This window comes from Vibrio sinaloensis (assembly GCF_000808535.1).
In the GTDB taxonomy this organism is placed as follows: domain Bacteria; phylum Pseudomonadota; class Gammaproteobacteria; order Enterobacterales; family Vibrionaceae; genus Vibrio; species Vibrio sinaloensis_D.
On record NZ_JWLV01000012.1, the window covers coordinates 25920 to 40183 of the forward strand.

The 14264-nt window shown below is 46.1% G+C and carries 14 protein-coding genes and 2 pseudogenes; 6 read left to right on the forward strand and 10 right to left on the reverse strand.

Annotation, left to right across the window (positions count from 1 at the left end; translation table 11 throughout):
* The first annotated feature begins 251 nt into the window (after window positions 1–251).
* A complete protein-coding gene (locus RJ47_RS08865) occupies window positions 252–2957 on the forward strand; it encodes a heavy metal translocating P-type ATPase (protein WP_039483336.1) in 2706 nt (901 codons plus the stop codon).
* A gap of 8 nt (window positions 2958–2965) precedes the next feature.
* Window positions 2966–3406 (forward strand): DUF411 domain-containing protein, encoded by a 441-nt coding sequence (locus RJ47_RS08870; RefSeq protein WP_038215476.1) that lies wholly within the window; start codon window positions 2966–2968, stop codon window positions 3404–3406.
* 56 nt (window positions 3407–3462) lie between these two features.
* Here RJ47_RS08870 and RJ47_RS21635 read toward each other — a convergent pair.
* The 5 genes and pseudogenes from RJ47_RS21635 to htpG all read right to left on the reverse strand — a co-directional run.
* A pseudogene (locus tag RJ47_RS21635) lies at window positions 3463–3867 on the reverse strand (oligogalacturonate-specific porin KdgM family protein); the annotation flags it as partial.
* A gap of 71 nt (window positions 3868–3938) precedes the next feature.
* Window positions 3939–4158 (reverse strand): annotated as a pseudogene (locus RJ47_RS21640) (porin); the annotation flags it as partial.
* Window positions 4159–4624: 466 nt separating this feature from the next.
* Window positions 4625–5581, reverse strand: a complete 957-nt coding sequence (gene hemH, locus RJ47_RS08880; protein ID WP_039483340.1) for a ferrochelatase — start codon at window positions 5579–5581, stop codon at window positions 4625–4627.
* Between the two features lie 132 nt (window positions 5582–5713).
* Window positions 5714–6358, reverse strand: a complete 645-nt coding sequence (gene adk / locus RJ47_RS08885) for an adenylate kinase (protein WP_005474729.1) — start codon at window positions 6356–6358, stop codon at window positions 5714–5716.
* 307 nt (window positions 6359–6665) lie between these two features.
* Entirely contained in the window at window positions 6666–8570 is a 1905-nt protein-coding gene (htpG, locus tag RJ47_RS08890) for a molecular chaperone HtpG (protein WP_038139412.1), read from the reverse strand.
* A gap of 262 nt (window positions 8571–8832) precedes the next feature.
* Here htpG and RJ47_RS08895 point away from each other — a divergent pair, with 262 nt between their 5' ends.
* The 4 genes from RJ47_RS08895 to RJ47_RS08910 are packed head-to-tail and all read left to right on the forward strand — an operon-like array spanning window position 8833 to window position 11332.
* Window positions 8833–9696, forward strand: coding sequence for a winged helix-turn-helix domain-containing protein (locus RJ47_RS08895; protein ID WP_039483343.1), 864 nt, complete (start codon window positions 8833–8835; stop codon window positions 9694–9696).
* A gap of 11 nt (window positions 9697–9707) precedes the next feature.
* On the forward strand, window positions 9708–10241 hold the full coding sequence (locus tag RJ47_RS08900; RefSeq protein WP_005474725.1) for a regulatory protein ToxS: 534 nt from the start codon (window positions 9708–9710) through the stop codon (window positions 10239–10241).
* Between the two features lie 42 nt (window positions 10242–10283).
* Window positions 10284–11039, forward strand: a complete 756-nt coding sequence (locus RJ47_RS08905) for a sulfite exporter TauE/SafE family protein (RefSeq protein ID WP_039483346.1) — start codon at window positions 10284–10286, stop codon at window positions 11037–11039.
* 14 nt (window positions 11040–11053) lie between these two features.
* A complete protein-coding gene (locus tag RJ47_RS08910) occupies window positions 11054–11332 on the forward strand; it encodes a SelT/SelW/SelH family protein (protein ID WP_005474717.1) in 279 nt (92 codons plus the stop codon).
* 27 nt (window positions 11333–11359) lie between these two features.
* Here RJ47_RS08910 and yfcE read toward each other — a convergent pair whose 3' ends face one another.
* The 5 genes from yfcE to RJ47_RS08935 are packed head-to-tail and all read right to left on the reverse strand — an operon-like array spanning window position 11360 to window position 14224.
* Window positions 11360–11908 (reverse strand): phosphodiesterase, encoded by a 549-nt coding sequence (gene yfcE, locus RJ47_RS08915; RefSeq protein ID WP_039483349.1) that lies wholly within the window; start codon window positions 11906–11908, stop codon window positions 11360–11362.
* A gap of 40 nt (window positions 11909–11948) precedes the next feature.
* Window positions 11949–12362, reverse strand: coding sequence for a CBS domain-containing protein (locus RJ47_RS08920; protein ID WP_038139422.1), 414 nt, complete (start codon window positions 12360–12362; stop codon window positions 11949–11951).
* Window positions 12359–12709 carry a P-II family nitrogen regulator gene (locus RJ47_RS08925; RefSeq protein ID WP_005474733.1) on the reverse strand — a complete coding sequence of 117 codons (351 nt, stop codon included), beginning with the start codon at window positions 12707–12709 and terminating at the stop codon, window positions 12359–12361. The genes RJ47_RS08920 and RJ47_RS08925 overlap by 4 nt, the downstream gene beginning before the upstream one ends.
* Window positions 12699–13493: a DUF1538 domain-containing protein gene (locus RJ47_RS08930; RefSeq protein ID WP_005474773.1), complete on the reverse strand. Its 795-nt coding sequence runs from the start codon at window positions 13491–13493 to the stop codon at window positions 12699–12701. The genes RJ47_RS08925 and RJ47_RS08930 overlap by 11 nt, the downstream gene beginning before the upstream one ends.
* On the reverse strand, window positions 13490–14224 hold the full coding sequence (locus tag RJ47_RS08935; RefSeq protein ID WP_039483352.1) for a DUF1538 domain-containing protein: 735 nt from the start codon (window positions 14222–14224) through the stop codon (window positions 13490–13492). The genes RJ47_RS08930 and RJ47_RS08935 overlap by 4 nt, the downstream gene beginning before the upstream one ends.
* Window positions 14225–14264: the final 40 nt, after the last annotated feature.

Consider the following 14264-nt stretch of genomic DNA (forward strand, 5'->3'; position numbering starts at 1 on the left):
TTTAGATTACTAGCGATTAAATAAGCACGCAGTCAGACGAATTCGTTATGGCGATCACGCAACTTTTTTGTTGTTTTACGGAACTTTAGAAAACACAGAATAAATCTTTGAAATTGCTCGCATAAAAATAGGTCAACTCTTTCACAGCTTGAAGCAAAATTGACGTTTTTAATGGAGGAACTGAATACTTGACCTTCCCCTTGCGGTAAGGTTTATTCTCAGTAAACGTTGATGGTTTAGAGAATAAAATTATGCTTCGATTTGATATTCCGCTGCATGGGCTCAACTGTATGGGCTGCGCCAGAAAAGTAGAGAAGGCTTTGGTTGAACAACATAAAGCAGTGATCACCGATCTCTCCCCTCATCGAGTCGAGTTTAAAAGTGACAGCTCGTTTGATGAGGTGAATCAATCGATTGAAGCCCTATCCTATCGTTCTGGCTATCACCACCACCTTTCTTTAAGTGGCCTCAACTGCGGTAAGTGTGTTGCCAAGCTTGAGGCAGCGCTCTGTGAACACCCGCTCGTGGCTACATTCTCTGCAAACAAAACGGAGCTGACCCTTCACACCGCCTTGACTCAATCAGATGTCATTGAGTTGGTTAAACAGTTAGGCTATCAGGCACAGCAATGGGAAAAGACTATAGAGGAAGAACAACACGTCGCGATCGACTCCTCTTCTTCGGCCTATTCTGAAGAGATCTCACAGGAAGCACAGAACACATCCACTACCCATCTGCTTATCAATGGGATGACCTGCGCTAGCTGTGTCGCATCGGTTGAAAAAGCATTGCTGGCCGTAGATGGTGTGACCAAAGCGCAGATAAACCTCGCAGAGCAAAGTGCTTTGGTAATGGCAACTCGTCGCAGTGAGGAACTGAACGCGCAGTTGATCACCTCAGTGACACTCGCCGGCTATCAAGCCGAAATCATCGAAGACCTAGATGTACAGCAGCAAAAGCAGATAGAACAGCAAGAAGCGTTGAAAAGCCACCACAAAAAGAATGCCTGGCATGGTATGCTGATCGGCGCCCCACTGATGCTATGGGGAGTGTTCGGTGGCAATATGATGATCCGCAATAGTCAGGATCAATTCGCTTGGGCAATCGTCGGGGTTGTTTGCCTATGGTTGCTGGCAACGGCAGGACGTAGCTTTTTTACTAACGCATGGCAAGCACTGACCCACAAGCGCGCAACGATGGACACTCTGGTTGCATTGGGTACAGGTGCAGCTTGGCTATTTTCTATGTTGGTCGTGCTCGTCCCAAGTTGGTTCCCAGCATCATCACGCCATGTCTATTTTGAAGCCAGTGCGATGATCGTTGGTCTCATCTCTCTAGGTCACTATATTGAAGCGAAAGCAAAAGCGAAAACCACGCAGTCATTGCAAGCGCTGATTAACCTTCAACCTAATGAAGCGACAGTCGTCACCGAAAACGGAGATGCTGTCATTTCGATCAAAAATATTACCGCAGGAATGATGTTGCGCATTAAGCCCGGCGAGAAAGTACCTGTCGATGGCACAGTTCTGTCTGGCGAATCATACGTTGATGAATCGATGCTGACAGGAGAACCGATTCCTTGCCATAAAGACAAAGGGCAGTTTGTCTCTGCGGGAACCATAAACCAAGATGGAACACTACTTATAGAAGCAAACAGTGTCGGCAGTAGCACCATGCTATCTCGAATCATTTCAATGGTGAGAGAAGCACAAAGCAGTAAACCTGCCATCGCTAAGCTCGCAGACCAAATCTCTTCAATCTTTGTACCTGTCGTCGTTGCCATCGCTTTGGTATCTGCGGCCATTTGGTATTTTGTCGGTCCAGATCCGAAAGCCAGCTATATGCTTGTCGTCGCAACAACCGTATTGATCATCGCATGCCCATGTGCGCTAGGATTGGCAACACCACTGTCGGTTACCGTCGGTGTGGGCAAGGCTGCCGAGCTAGGAATTTTAATCAAAGATGCTGATGTCCTTCAGTCCGCAAGCCAAATCAATACTGTGGTATTCGATAAAACAGGGACATTGACGCAAGGAAAGCCGACGGTTCAGCATGTCTTTGCTATCAACAATGGCAGTGAGTGGTTACTCTCACTCGCGGGATCACTGGAAAGACACTCCGAGCACCCTCTTGCGAAAGCGATCGTCCACGAAGCAACGAGTAGAAACCTTCAATTTGAGGAGGTCGATAACTTTCAAAACCTGCGCGGTAAAGGCGTTACGGCTCAACTAAAAGGTAAGAAGTTGTCGGCGGTATCTTTACCGGTGGCACAGCAACAGGGTTGGGATTTAACTCAATGTGAGACATCCATTGTCGAGTGCAACTCGAAAGCCTGGACACCAATCATTGTTTCCCTAGATGAGCAGGTCCTTGGATTGATCGCAATTTCAGATCCAATCAAAGAGGACGCGGCAGCCGCTATCCAAGCATTGAAAAGCATCCAGATAACGCCTGTGATGCTGACAGGCGACAATCACCACGTTGCATCTGCGATAGCCAATCAGTTAGGGATTAAGCAAGTGATCTCGCAAGTATTACCTGATGAGAAAGCGCAGCATATCGCTGATTTACAAGCACAAGGTAAGCGTGTTGCTATGATCGGTGACGGTGTCAATGATGCACCAGCCTTGGCTCTAGCCGATATCGGTATCGCAATGGGAAGCGGAAGTGATGTCGCCATTGAAAGCGCACAGATGACTCTGCTCAACTCTTCACCATTTGCTGTGGTCAATGCGATTGAATTATCAAAAGCCACGGTGAAAAACATGAAACAAAACTTGTTTGGCGCCTTTGTTTATAACTCCCTTGGCATCCCTGTCGCTGCAGGTGTGCTTTACCCAGCGTTTGGCTTTTTACTTAGCCCCGTTGTCGCTGGAGCTGCCATGGCAATGTCTTCGATTACCGTTGTCAGTAATGCAAATCGTCTAAGATTATTTAAAGCGTCTTCTCGCTTGTAGAGGTTACTATGAAAAGAAAACTAATTGCTCTTACCACTCTTGCTCTAATGTCTGGCCACGTTCTCGCGGCCGACGTGCTCAACCATAAGTCCCCGTACTGCGGTTGCTGTACGGAGTGGACAAAACATATGCAAGAAGCTGGGTTTAATGTCGAAGAAAAACTGCATGAAAACATGAACCCTATTAAACAGAAGTTAGGGGTAAAACCGGAACTGGCGTCTTGCCATACAGCCGAAATTAATGGCTTTGTGTTTGAAGGTCATATTCCAGCAGATGATATCAAAGCGTTCCTCGACAACCCGCCGAAAAATGCAAAAGGCTTGGCAGTACCAGGAATGCCAATGGGGTCGCCAGGTATGGAGTACGGAGATAAGAAAGACGAGTACTCTGTCTACGCATTCAATGAGAAAGGCCAAGTCTTTGAGTATCGCCACTACAAAGGGAACTAACAGCAAAGCCCAGCATGACTGCTGGGCTTTTTGTTAAAGGACAGTATTAAAGTTCTTTAGAAGCCGTATGAAGCACCGAAAACAAAAGCATTGTTCTCATTGTCTGCTTGATTGCGGTACTCAAAATACGGTTGGACACCTTTACGCGTCCATGTTGCGCGAAGCTCGTGGTCCATAACGGACGCATCAATCATGTAAACGTTATTGTAGCTAAGCGCCAGCTCTTCATTCACCGTGTAAGCAATGCGGTTGTCCATGCGGAAATCAGTATCGTTATCCGCATCCGTTGCATCGATATGAGCACGGGTACGGTTGCTGATCGATAGACCGTTGTCAAAGTTGTAGCCAATTTTAACTAGCGGGCGGTATTGAACACTCTCACCTTCAGACAAGAGATGTTGGTAGCCTGCTGCTACCCACAAGTTATCGGTAATATTGTACGACTGCTCACCACCAATAGTGACATATGCACTCGAAGAGCTACCATTGGTGTAAATTGGGTTGTCGGCTGTGCCCACATTTTCACGCTCAGTTGATAAGTCCCCTAACTGAATGCCATCGAACTCTGTGTAAACCGTAAAGCCACCAATCGAGTTATCAAACGTATGACCTGCTTCTAATGTAGATGTCACATCTGAGCCATGGAGATCATCGGAATGAAACTGTACGTTACCTGTTACATATGAAGAACCCGCGAATGCAGTAGAAGCGAAAGCAAGAGAAAGCGCACTTAAAGTAAATAGTTTTTTCATGAAAATCTGCCTTAATCATTAAAGTTAGCCGCGGTTCTTATTTGGGTAATTCATCACCTCAGACCGCAAAGAAGAGTTGCCTCCCTGGCTTGATGGGTATCTTGGCGGATTAAATTTACGATAAAAAATAAATCAAAACTTTGTGCGATCTGCTTCACTGTCAAAAAGAAAAAACTAATTTAACACCTATAATTCAGTAACTTAAAAACTCCTAAATAAACCTATAGTGATTCGAGTCACGCATTTAGGTAGTTAGTGATCAAAATTCGTTATCTGCGGCACACCGAATTTAGCTTTCACTTAATTTTCAATAATAATAATTCGATCTCGATCACTGAATAATCACGTCTATCAATAGCTGATTTGGCGCGTTAATTTGGACTTGGACAGACATTTCAACGTATCTAGACGGCTCAATAACAAAAAAAGCTGCCTTTTAGGCAGCTTCTCGTTGATAACAATAGAATTAGCGTGAGACTAAATCTGACATCATCTCAATATGTCGATCATCATCGTTCAGACATGGAATATAAGTAAAGCGCTCACCACCATGTTCGGTAAAAATCTCCAAACATTGTTCCGAAATCTCTTCTAGCGTTTCTAAGCAGTCCGAAGAAAATGCTGGCGCCATGATATTGAGCTTCTTAACACCTTTGGCTGGAAGCTTCTCCAATGTTTTATCAGTGTATGGTTGCAACCACTCTTCTCGTCCAAAACGTGACTGGTAGGTCATACCAATTTGTTCACTGCTTAGACCTAGCTCTTTCCCGAGTAGCTCCGTCGTGCGCTCACAGTGCTGAGGGTAAATATCACCGTTGTCAGCATAGCGCTTCGGAATGCCATGATAAGAGCACAGCAAGTAATCCCCTTGGCCATTTTTCTCCCACGAGCGCTTTACGCTCTCCGCCAGTGCCTTGATGTATAAAGGATGGTCGTGATAATCACGAACAAAACGGTATTGAGGCATAACCGGAATGGCCTTGAACGCTTTGGTTAAACCATCGGAAACCGCAGCCGTGGTTGTTCCAGAATATTGCGGGTAAAGTGGTAATACCGTGATTTCCTCTACGCCGCGCGCAAGCAAAGCTTCAACGCCAGTCTGCAAACTTGGGCTTCCGTAAGTCATCCCAAGCTCCACAGGCATATCGAGTTGCTTTTCTAGCTTACTAGCCTGACGTTGGGAATAAACCATCAAAGGAGAACCCTCCTCCATCCAAACCGTTTGGTACAGTTTCGCAACTTTTGGTGAGCGTATTGGCAATATCACACCGTGCAGAATCGGACACCACAACCAACGAGTCATATCAACCACACGATGGTCATGCAAAAACTGACTTAAAAAGCGTTTCACTGCAGGAGCTGTAGGTTCATCTGGCGTGCCTAAATTGACCAACAGCACACCTTGTTTCTTATTGTTCTGCATAACTTCCTATCTACACTTAAATGGTTCTTTACGGAAAGAAGATCGTTAAAGATCAACCTAATAAGCAAAAAAAAAGCGACCCTATTGGGCCGCCTTCACTATAACAAATTTTCAAAAATCGCGGTTAGCAATTTATGCTAGTGCTTTCTCGATATCTGCACTAACTTCTGCAACTTGCTTAGTACCGTCAAATTTCAAGTACTTGGTGTTGCCTGCTTCTGCTTCTTTACCATAGTAATTGATAAGTGGTGCAGTTTGCTCGTGGTATACACCTAGACGAGCGCGAACAGTTTCTTCTTTGTCGTCATCACGAACAACAAGATCTTCACCAGTCACGTCATCTTTACCTTCCACTTTAGGTGGGTTGTAAACAATGTGGTAAGTACGGCCTGAAGCCAAGTGAGCACGACGACCCGCCATACGCTCAACAATCACGTCATCAGCGACATCGAATTCAATCACGTAGTCTACATCAACGCCCATCTCTTTTAGACCATCAGCCTGAGGGATTGTGCGTGGGAAGCCATCTAGCAAGAAACCTTTTTCACAGTCATCTTGAGCAATACGCTCTTTGATTAGACCAAGGATAATTTCATCAGAAACTAGCTGACCAGCGTCGATTACAGCTTTAGCTTGTTTGCCAAGTTCTGTACCTGCTTTGATAGCAGCACGCAGCATGTCACCAGTAGAGATTTGCGGAATACCGTATTTTTCCATGATGAAATTAGCTTGTGTGCCTTTACCTGCACCTGGAGCACCTAGAAGAATGATGCGCATGTTGAATCCTCTTAAGAAAATGATGATTTATACCGAAGCTCACTATGACTGACTTTGTCACGCTTCAAGGTAAGTTTCGGTATAACGGTTCAAACGTTTAACAATAAAACAGGCGTGCACATTACACGCCCGTTCGCTTCGTTTCAAGATTGCATTCTATCATACAATACTTTGTCGAAGCGTGAATTTAGACTAAAGAATGCTTAAACACTCACACTTAATGGCGATTTATAAGCGTTTTATTCACGATAAGCGCAAATAAATCAAAAAGCCCGCAAGTTGCGAGCTTTTCATTGATTTTAGCGTGTTAGCCCTTAGTCAAAAGCGAGTTGATTGCACCTAAGAACTGAGATGGATCGGCCATCGACCCACGCTCAGCGAGCATTGCTTGACCAAGCAGCACTTCCACCCAACGACCGAAGGCTTCTTCATCCGCTTCGTCCGCCATTTGCTTAACCAGCGCATGCTCTGGGTTAATCTCGAAAATGTACTTCACTTCTGGGGCTGCTTGACCTGCAGCTTCAAGAAGCTTCGCCATTTGCGTTCCCATTTCAAAGTCATCGGTGACAACCACAGCAGGTGTTGACGCAAGCTTGAACGTCGTACGAACTTCTTTCACGCGATCGCCCAAGTACGCTTTCGTGCGTTCAACAACGGATTTAAACTCTTCTTCCGTCTCTTTCTGCTTTTCTTTTTCCGCTTCGTCTTCGAACTTGCTGAGATCAAGACCCGCTTTCGTGATCGACTGGAACTGCTTGCCGTCAAACTCAGTCAGGTAGTTCATCAACCACTCATCGATGCGATCAAACATTAGAACTACTTCGATGCCTTTGGCTTTGAATTGCTCCAAGTGAGGGCTATTCTTCGCCGCCGCGTAACTGTCTGCGGTGAGGTAGTAGATCTTGTCCTGGCCTTCTTTCATGCGCTCAACATAAGACGCAAGGCTCACAGTCTGCTCAGCAGAGTCGACCTCTGTAGAAGCGAAACGCAGTAGACCAGCCACTTTTTCTTTGTTGGCCATGTCTTCTGCTGGGCCTTCTTTTAACACAAGACCAAACTCTTTCCAGAATGATTGATACTTCTCTTCATCATTCTTCGCCATACGCTCTAGCATCGTCAATACGCGCTTAGTACAGGCATTACGGAGCGACTGTGTCACTTTGTTGTCTTGCAGAATCTCACGCGAAACGTTCAGCGGTAGATCGTTTGAATCAATCAAACCACGAACAAAACGCAAGTATGACGGCATAAACTGCTCAGCGTCGTCCATGATAAACACACGCTGAACGTACAATTTAAGACCCGATTTATGATCACGGTTCATCATATCCCACGGTGCTTTCGATGGGATGTACAGCAGGCTGGTGTAATCGTTTTTACCTTCTACGCGGTTGTGGCTCCATACTAGCGGATCGGCAAAATCATGGGAAACATGCTTATAAAACTCTTGGTATTCTTCGTCAGTAATGTCTGATTTGTTGCGAGTCCAAAGCGCTTGAGCCTTGTTGATTTGCTCCCACTTTTTCTCACCCGTTTCTTTGCCTTCGTCATCGCGCTCTGCTGTTTGGATGGAAACCGGGATACCAATGTGATCTGAGTATTTGCTGATCACTTCACGTAGGCGCCACTCATTCAGGAACTCTTTGCCCTCTTCGCGCATGTGCAGGATGATGTCAGTACCACGAGACGCTTTGGAAATATCTTCGATGGTGTATTCACCTTCACCCGCCGAGTGCCACTGAACACCTTGCTCAGCCTCTAAACCTGCAGCGCGTGTGCGCACAGTTACCGCATCCGCAACGATGAACGCTGAGTAAAAGCCAACACCGAATTGACCGATAAGTTGCGAGTCTTTCGATTGGTCTTCAGACAGCTTTGAGAAGAACTCCGCCGTACCAGATTTAGCAATTGTGCCCAAATGTTCAATTACGTCTTCACGGCTCATGCCGATGCCGTTGTCGGAGATGGTTAGCGTGTTGGCATCTTCATCAAAAGACAGCTTTACGCCTAGGTCTGCATCACCTTGGTAAAGCTCAGGGTTAGATAAGGCTTGAAAACGCAGCTTGTCGGATGCATCCGATGCGTTAGAAATCAACTCACGTAGGAAAATCTCTTTGTTTGAGTAAAGAGAATGAATCATCAGGTGAAGTAACTGTTTGACTTCAGATTGAAAACCACGAGTTTCTTTGTTTTGTGTTGCTGTTTCGCTCATGTTCGCTCCATTACACCTATACCAATCAACCCTCTCAGCGTTGGAGAGGTTTTGACAAAGTTAATCTGCAAGTTAACATGAGGGTGACAAATGTAAATTCAAGGTCAAAATAGATAAAAACAGTGTTTTTTTACTTCAAACTTGACTATCCTTGTACCCCGAAAAAATCAAAAAAACTAAAAATCAGTCATACTATCGACTTGTACACCGCCCCAACGGTGAAATTACTTACCTGAAACTTCAATAATAATGGCCGAAATTGATGAGCAATATAGGTACTAAGTTCAATTTAGCGAACCGATTCACGTTCGATCCAAATACTAATTCTCTTATCGATAGAGAGTGTGAAGACGAGCTCATTCGCTTAGGCAGTAACGAAAGTAGAATTCTGCTTCTACTGTGCGAGAAACCCAATGAAGTGATCTCTCGCAACGACCTGCATGACTTTGTATGGCGCAGACAAGGTTTTGAAGTGGATGATTCGAGCCTAACTCAGGCGATATCCACACTGCGTAAACTGCTAAAAGACTCGACTAAATCTCCCCAGTATGTGAAAACCGTGCCAAAACGCGGCTACCAATTGATCACAAGTGTCGAGCGAACCACTCCGTTGATGAGTGGCGAAAACCAAGCCGAGACTCTACCCCCAGAGTCAACAGACGTTGATTTAGAAGCGGTTGAAGAGTCAACGCTTCAAGAGAATCTAACCGTTACTGAAGAAAACAGTGTCACGCCTCCTGCGGCAACTGCGCCTGCAGTGACACCGAAAAGCAAACTCATCAGTCGTATTATCATCCTATTGGCGCTGTTTTTGCCGCTCAGCGTGGTATTACTGACCAACCCTGCAGAGTCCAAATTCCGCCAAATTGCCGTGTTTGACAACACAACGATAAAGACGCCAATTAACCATCCTGACCTAACCAGTTGGTATCCGTCGATTGAGCAATGTGTCAAAAGATACAACGAGACTCATACCGAAGCACTTGCACCGATTGAAGTGATTGCAACTGGCGGTCAAAACAACCAGTTGGTGTTGAATTACATTCACTCACTTGAACATTCAGGTGAAAACATCACACTGCGTATTTTCGCTGAGCAAAAAGATCTCGGTAAAGTTTGCCAATAGGATATATGACGATGAATCAAAAATTAGCCGCAGGCCTACTGGTTGTTTCCGCTCTTTTCAGCAGTTGGCTTTACTGGGGAAGCGACCTCAAAGTTGAACAAGTTCTGACTTCTAAAGAGTGGCAGTCAAAAATGGTGACCGTGATTGCTACCCCGCTTCAAGAGCAACAAGAAGAGTCTGTTGGACCTCTGCGAAAAGCGGATGTGACGTCTAATGTGAAGTACCTGCCTAACCAAACTTACATTCGCGTTTCAACCGTTCGCCTATTTGCAGACGATAGCGACATAGAAGAAAACGACGTCGTGATCAATATTTCTGAAACCGGAGAGTGGGATATTAGTGACAACTATTTGTTGGTGAATCCAATAGAGTTTAAAGACATATCTGCCGCTCAAAGCAAAGAGTTCACGCCGCAGCAGCTAGAGCTTATTACTCAACTTTTCAAAATGGACGCCCAGCAAAGCAGACGCATCGACATCGTCAACAATAAAACATTACTATTGACCAGCTTAAGCCACGGCTCCACGGTTCTTTTCTCAAACTAACAACCAACCAAGGGGCAGGACGCCCCTTTTTGCGTAAACCTAATGGACTGGATAAACACCTTTGGCCTTTTTTGGGGCTCTTTTCTCGCCAATACACTTGCCTCACTCTCTGGTGGCGGCGCGGGTTTACTGCAATTTCCTCTCCTGATATTTTTGGGTCTTCCATTCTCCGTAGCTTTAGCAACACATAAAGTGGCTAGCGTAGCACTGGGTATCGGCGCGGCTTTTACACACATAAGAAACCGAACTTTTGACTACCGTGTCGCCCTGTATGTTGTTGCTGTTGGCAGCATTGGGGCCGTTATCGGAGCAAACATCGTCCTTTTGATTCCCACAGACATCGCCGAGACACTCCTCGGGGTGATGATATTGGCGATTGGTATTTATTCACGGTTCAAGAAGCAGCTTGGCCAGCAAGAAACACCGATTCATCGAACCCGGACAGGTTGGTTTATAGGTGGAATAGGATTAATGATCATTGGCATAATTAATGGCTCATTAACCGCAGGGTCCGGCTTATTGGTAACCATATTTCTGGTGCGTTGGTTTGGCTACAGCTACAAACAAGCCGTTGCACTGACCTTAATCTGTGTCGGTTTGTTTTGGAACGGGATTGGTGGACTGGCCATTGTTCAGGCTGGTGCACCAATATATTGGCCTTGGCTACCTGTACTGCTGCTCGGCTCTTTAGCCGGCGGTAGCTTGGGAGCCTATTTAACAACTCGCTACAGCAATCAGTTTATTAAAGTTTGCTTCGAGCTGTTGACGTTTGCCATAGGCATCAAATTACTACTTTAGATGGAGAGATATAGATGGACAAAGCCATTATCGACATATTTTATTGCCGCCAGTGTAACTGGATGTTGAGATCGACATGGCTGTCACAGGAGTTGCTGCATACATTCAGTGAAGAGATCGAATCCGTCTCTCTCCATCCCGATACTGGCGGTCGGTTCGAGATCCACTGCAATGGCCAGTTGATTTGGGAGAGGAAACGAGATGGCGGCTTTCCAGAAGCCAAAGTGTTAAAGCAGCGAGTTCGAGACCTTATCGATCCCGAGCGAGATTTAGGTCACTCAGACAGTAAATAAGGCAGCCCAACGCTGCCTTAATCAACATCAACACAACGATACCGATGCGATGGTTTCACCGCCAAAAGCGACAACAGAGAGCGTATCGTTCTCCAGCAACCCAAAGCTCGCCACATACCCTTCACGAGGAAACGTCACTGAACCTGGATTAAAGATAAACTGCTCGCCATCTCGCATCGCAACAGGAACGTGGCTATGGCCATGGACGATTGCATCACCACTGCGCAATGCTGGGCGTTTAGCTGCGTTATAAAGATGTCCATGAGTCAGAAACAGGCGTTGCCCCGACTCGAGAAGCACCCATGCATAGTCCATCATCATCGGAAACGAGAGTAGCATTTGATCCACTTCGCTATCACAGTTACCGCGCACAGCGATAATACGATCTGAGTACTGGTTTAATCGCTGTGCAACTTGTGGTGGATTGTACCCTTCCGGAACAGGGTTCCTTGGGCCATGATTCAATACATCACCCAACAGAACCAAAGTTTGTGCACCAGAACGTTCAAACTCCGCTAACATCTTATCAGTTGCAGGCAAACAGCCATGCAAATCAGAGGCAAAAAACAGCTTCACAACACAGTCTCCTCAAAAATAATGAGGGCATTGTACGTAATTAGCGGTTCTCCGTCATCCTAGCCATGCCGTTAATCACAATGTTGTTGTAGCTGACCATGCCGATGACTTCACCGTTATCAATCACAGGCGCGCGGCTAATGCCAAATCGCTCAAACAGCCTTGCGCAATACTTCACATTCATGTCCGGAGAGACGCTGAGCGCAGGCTTTGTCATGATTTCGTATAGATTGGTTCTTTCTGGTGAACGGTTCTTTGCCAATACTTTTTTCGCAATGTCGTTCATCAATACCAAACCATATTCGTCATCATCATTTCGCTTATTGACCACCAGCGCCTTAACCCGATGTTCTCTGGCTAAATCAATGCCTTCACTTACCGTCCTGAGGCCATCAATCATGACATAATTGTTTGCCATTACGTCTCTAACTCGGATCTTCTCATGACTACTCATAACTCATCCTCAACCACTTTTGTTAATTGCTCGACTTGATGTGCGACACCGACCGCGTCTTCTATATCAATCTGGACTGCAATACCTTGCCCCGACTCCTGATCGAACTCCCCCACATCGTTGATTGTTTCAAGAATATGCCGAGACAAATGCTCTTCGACCACAAACAGCAACACATCTCTTTGCACTTCTAGCGTTAAACCAAAGAAGGTGCGCTTCTTATTCAACCCCTCTCCTCTGGCATTATTAATCACCGTTGCTCCTGTCGCTCCGGCATCTCTCGCCGCATCCAAAACCTTGTCGGTTTTACTGTCTTCAACAAAAGCTAGAATCAATTTAAAGCGCATCATCGCTCTCCTCTTTCACCGACTTTTGATCCAGTCGACGAGTTAACTGGGCATAGCCCATCACGGAAATCATTGGAAAAAGGCTGGCAAAGGCAATCAAGCCAAAACCATCAATCATCGGACTTCGCCCCGGAACCGTCGATGCCAACCCCAACCCCAGAGCGGCAACTAAAGGAACCGTAACAGTAGACGTTGTGACGCCGCCAGAATCATAAGCCAGCGGCACGATAAATTTGGGGGCATAGAAGGTTTGAATCACAACCACGATGTAGCCAGCAATAATGTAGTAATGGATAGGATCCCCCGCGACAATACGGTAACTGCCAAGAGAAATACCGATGGCCACGCCAAGCGCCACCGCGATCCGTAAGCCATTAACACTAATCGCCCCACCAGACACTTGATTCGCCTTGATGGCGACAGCGATAAGTGACGGCTCGGCAATCGTGGTACTAAAACCTATGCAAAAGGCAAACAAGTAAACCCAGTAATAGTCAGGCCAACTAACGCCGCTACTCTCTGATATCTTAAACTGAGACAAAAATTCGGGCGCTGTCAGCTGCACTGCCATGGTTTCGCCAAGTGGAAAAAGTGCCATCTCAAGCCCGATAAGAAACAGAGACAAACCCAGAATCACATAGAGAAAGCCCAAAAGCACTTTGGCTAGGTTGTTGACGGGCTTGCGTAAAACCACAAACTGAAAACCAAAGATGATGGTGGCGATCGGAAATACATCGCGAACCGTACCGATGAAGGTATCGATAAACTGAGAAACATCTATCATGCGATCACCATTCCATAGATCATGACAAACATCATCGGTAACAGGGAGGCAAACGCAATCAAGCCAAAGCCGTCAATCATGGGGTTACGCCCTTTAATTGCAGAGGCAAGCCCTACTCCCAATGCCGTCACCAAAGGGACTGTAATGGTCGATGTCGTGACGCCCCCTGAGTCATATGCCACCCCGATAATACTTTCTGGCGCAAACATGGTGAGAATAACGACACCAATGTAGCCGCCGATGATCATGTATTGAATCGACCAACCTTTTAAGATCCGAAGCACGCCAAGCATGATCGCGAAACCCACCGACAAAGCCACAGTAAATCGCAAGCCGTCTGCATACTGCTCCATCGCGTTGGGGCTGTGCTCTATCATTCCGCCTTCTGCGGCAACTTCAGCCGCTTCATCGGCGACCGCTGTCAATGCGGGCTCTGCGACAGTTGTGCCAAAGCCAAGGCAAAAGGCGAACAACATAAGCCAAAAAACGCTGCCCTTGCGAGCGAACGACTGAGCCATGGACTCACCAATTGGAAACAACCCCATCTCAAGGCCAAATATAAATAGCGTCAAACCAGAAACAACCAACAGCAGCCCGATCAAAATAGACAACAAATTTGGCAACGGCTCTTGAAGAACCAATAGCTGAAAAAAAGCAATCACTGCAATTATGGGAAGTAAATCCCTCAAACTTCCAAGAAACGCTTTAATTAGCGCTGTAATTGCTTCCATCGTGCATCCCTATCCCGAATCTTTCATCAATGATGGCAAA

What these genes read in the sequence shown, in the direction of transcription:
- RJ47_RS08930 (WP_005474773.1), bottom strand. Translation starts at nt 13,493, where the DNA reads ATGATAGATGTTTCTCAGTTTATCGATACCTTCATCGGTACGGTTCGC.
- RJ47_RS08925 (WP_005474733.1), bottom strand. Translation starts at nt 12,709, where the DNA reads ATGCGCTTTAAATTGATTCTAGCTTTTGTTGAAGACAGTAAAACCGAC.
- RJ47_RS08920 (WP_038139422.1), bottom strand. Translation starts at nt 12,362, where the DNA reads ATGAGTAGTCATGAGAAGATCCGAGTTAGAGACGTAATGGCAAACAAT.
- adk (WP_005474729.1), bottom strand. Translation starts at nt 6,358, where the DNA reads ATGCGCATCATTCTTCTAGGTGCTCCAGGTGCAGGTAAAGGCACACAA.
- RJ47_RS08935 (WP_039483352.1), bottom strand. Translation starts at nt 14,224, where the DNA reads ATGGAAGCAATTACAGCGCTAATTAAAGCGTTTCTTGGAAGTTTGAGG.
- hemH (WP_039483340.1), bottom strand. Translation starts at nt 5,581, where the DNA reads ATGCAGAACAATAAGAAACAAGGTGTGCTGTTGGTCAATTTAGGCACG.
- RJ47_RS08910 (WP_005474717.1), top strand. Translation starts at nt 11,054, where the DNA reads ATGGACAAAGCCATTATCGACATATTTTATTGCCGCCAGTGTAACTGG.
- RJ47_RS08900 (WP_005474725.1), top strand. Translation starts at nt 9,708, where the DNA reads ATGAATCAAAAATTAGCCGCAGGCCTACTGGTTGTTTCCGCTCTTTTC.
- RJ47_RS08905 (WP_039483346.1), top strand. Translation starts at nt 10,284, where the DNA reads ATGGACTGGATAAACACCTTTGGCCTTTTTTGGGGCTCTTTTCTCGCC.
- RJ47_RS08870 (WP_038215476.1), top strand. Translation starts at nt 2,966, where the DNA reads ATGAAAAGAAAACTAATTGCTCTTACCACTCTTGCTCTAATGTCTGGC.
- htpG (WP_038139412.1), bottom strand. Translation starts at nt 8,570, where the DNA reads ATGAGCGAAACAGCAACACAAAACAAAGAAACTCGTGGTTTTCAATCT.
- RJ47_RS08865 (WP_039483336.1), top strand. Translation starts at nt 252, where the DNA reads ATGCTTCGATTTGATATTCCGCTGCATGGGCTCAACTGTATGGGCTGC.
- RJ47_RS08895 (WP_039483343.1), top strand. Translation starts at nt 8,833, where the DNA reads ATGAGCAATATAGGTACTAAGTTCAATTTAGCGAACCGATTCACGTTC.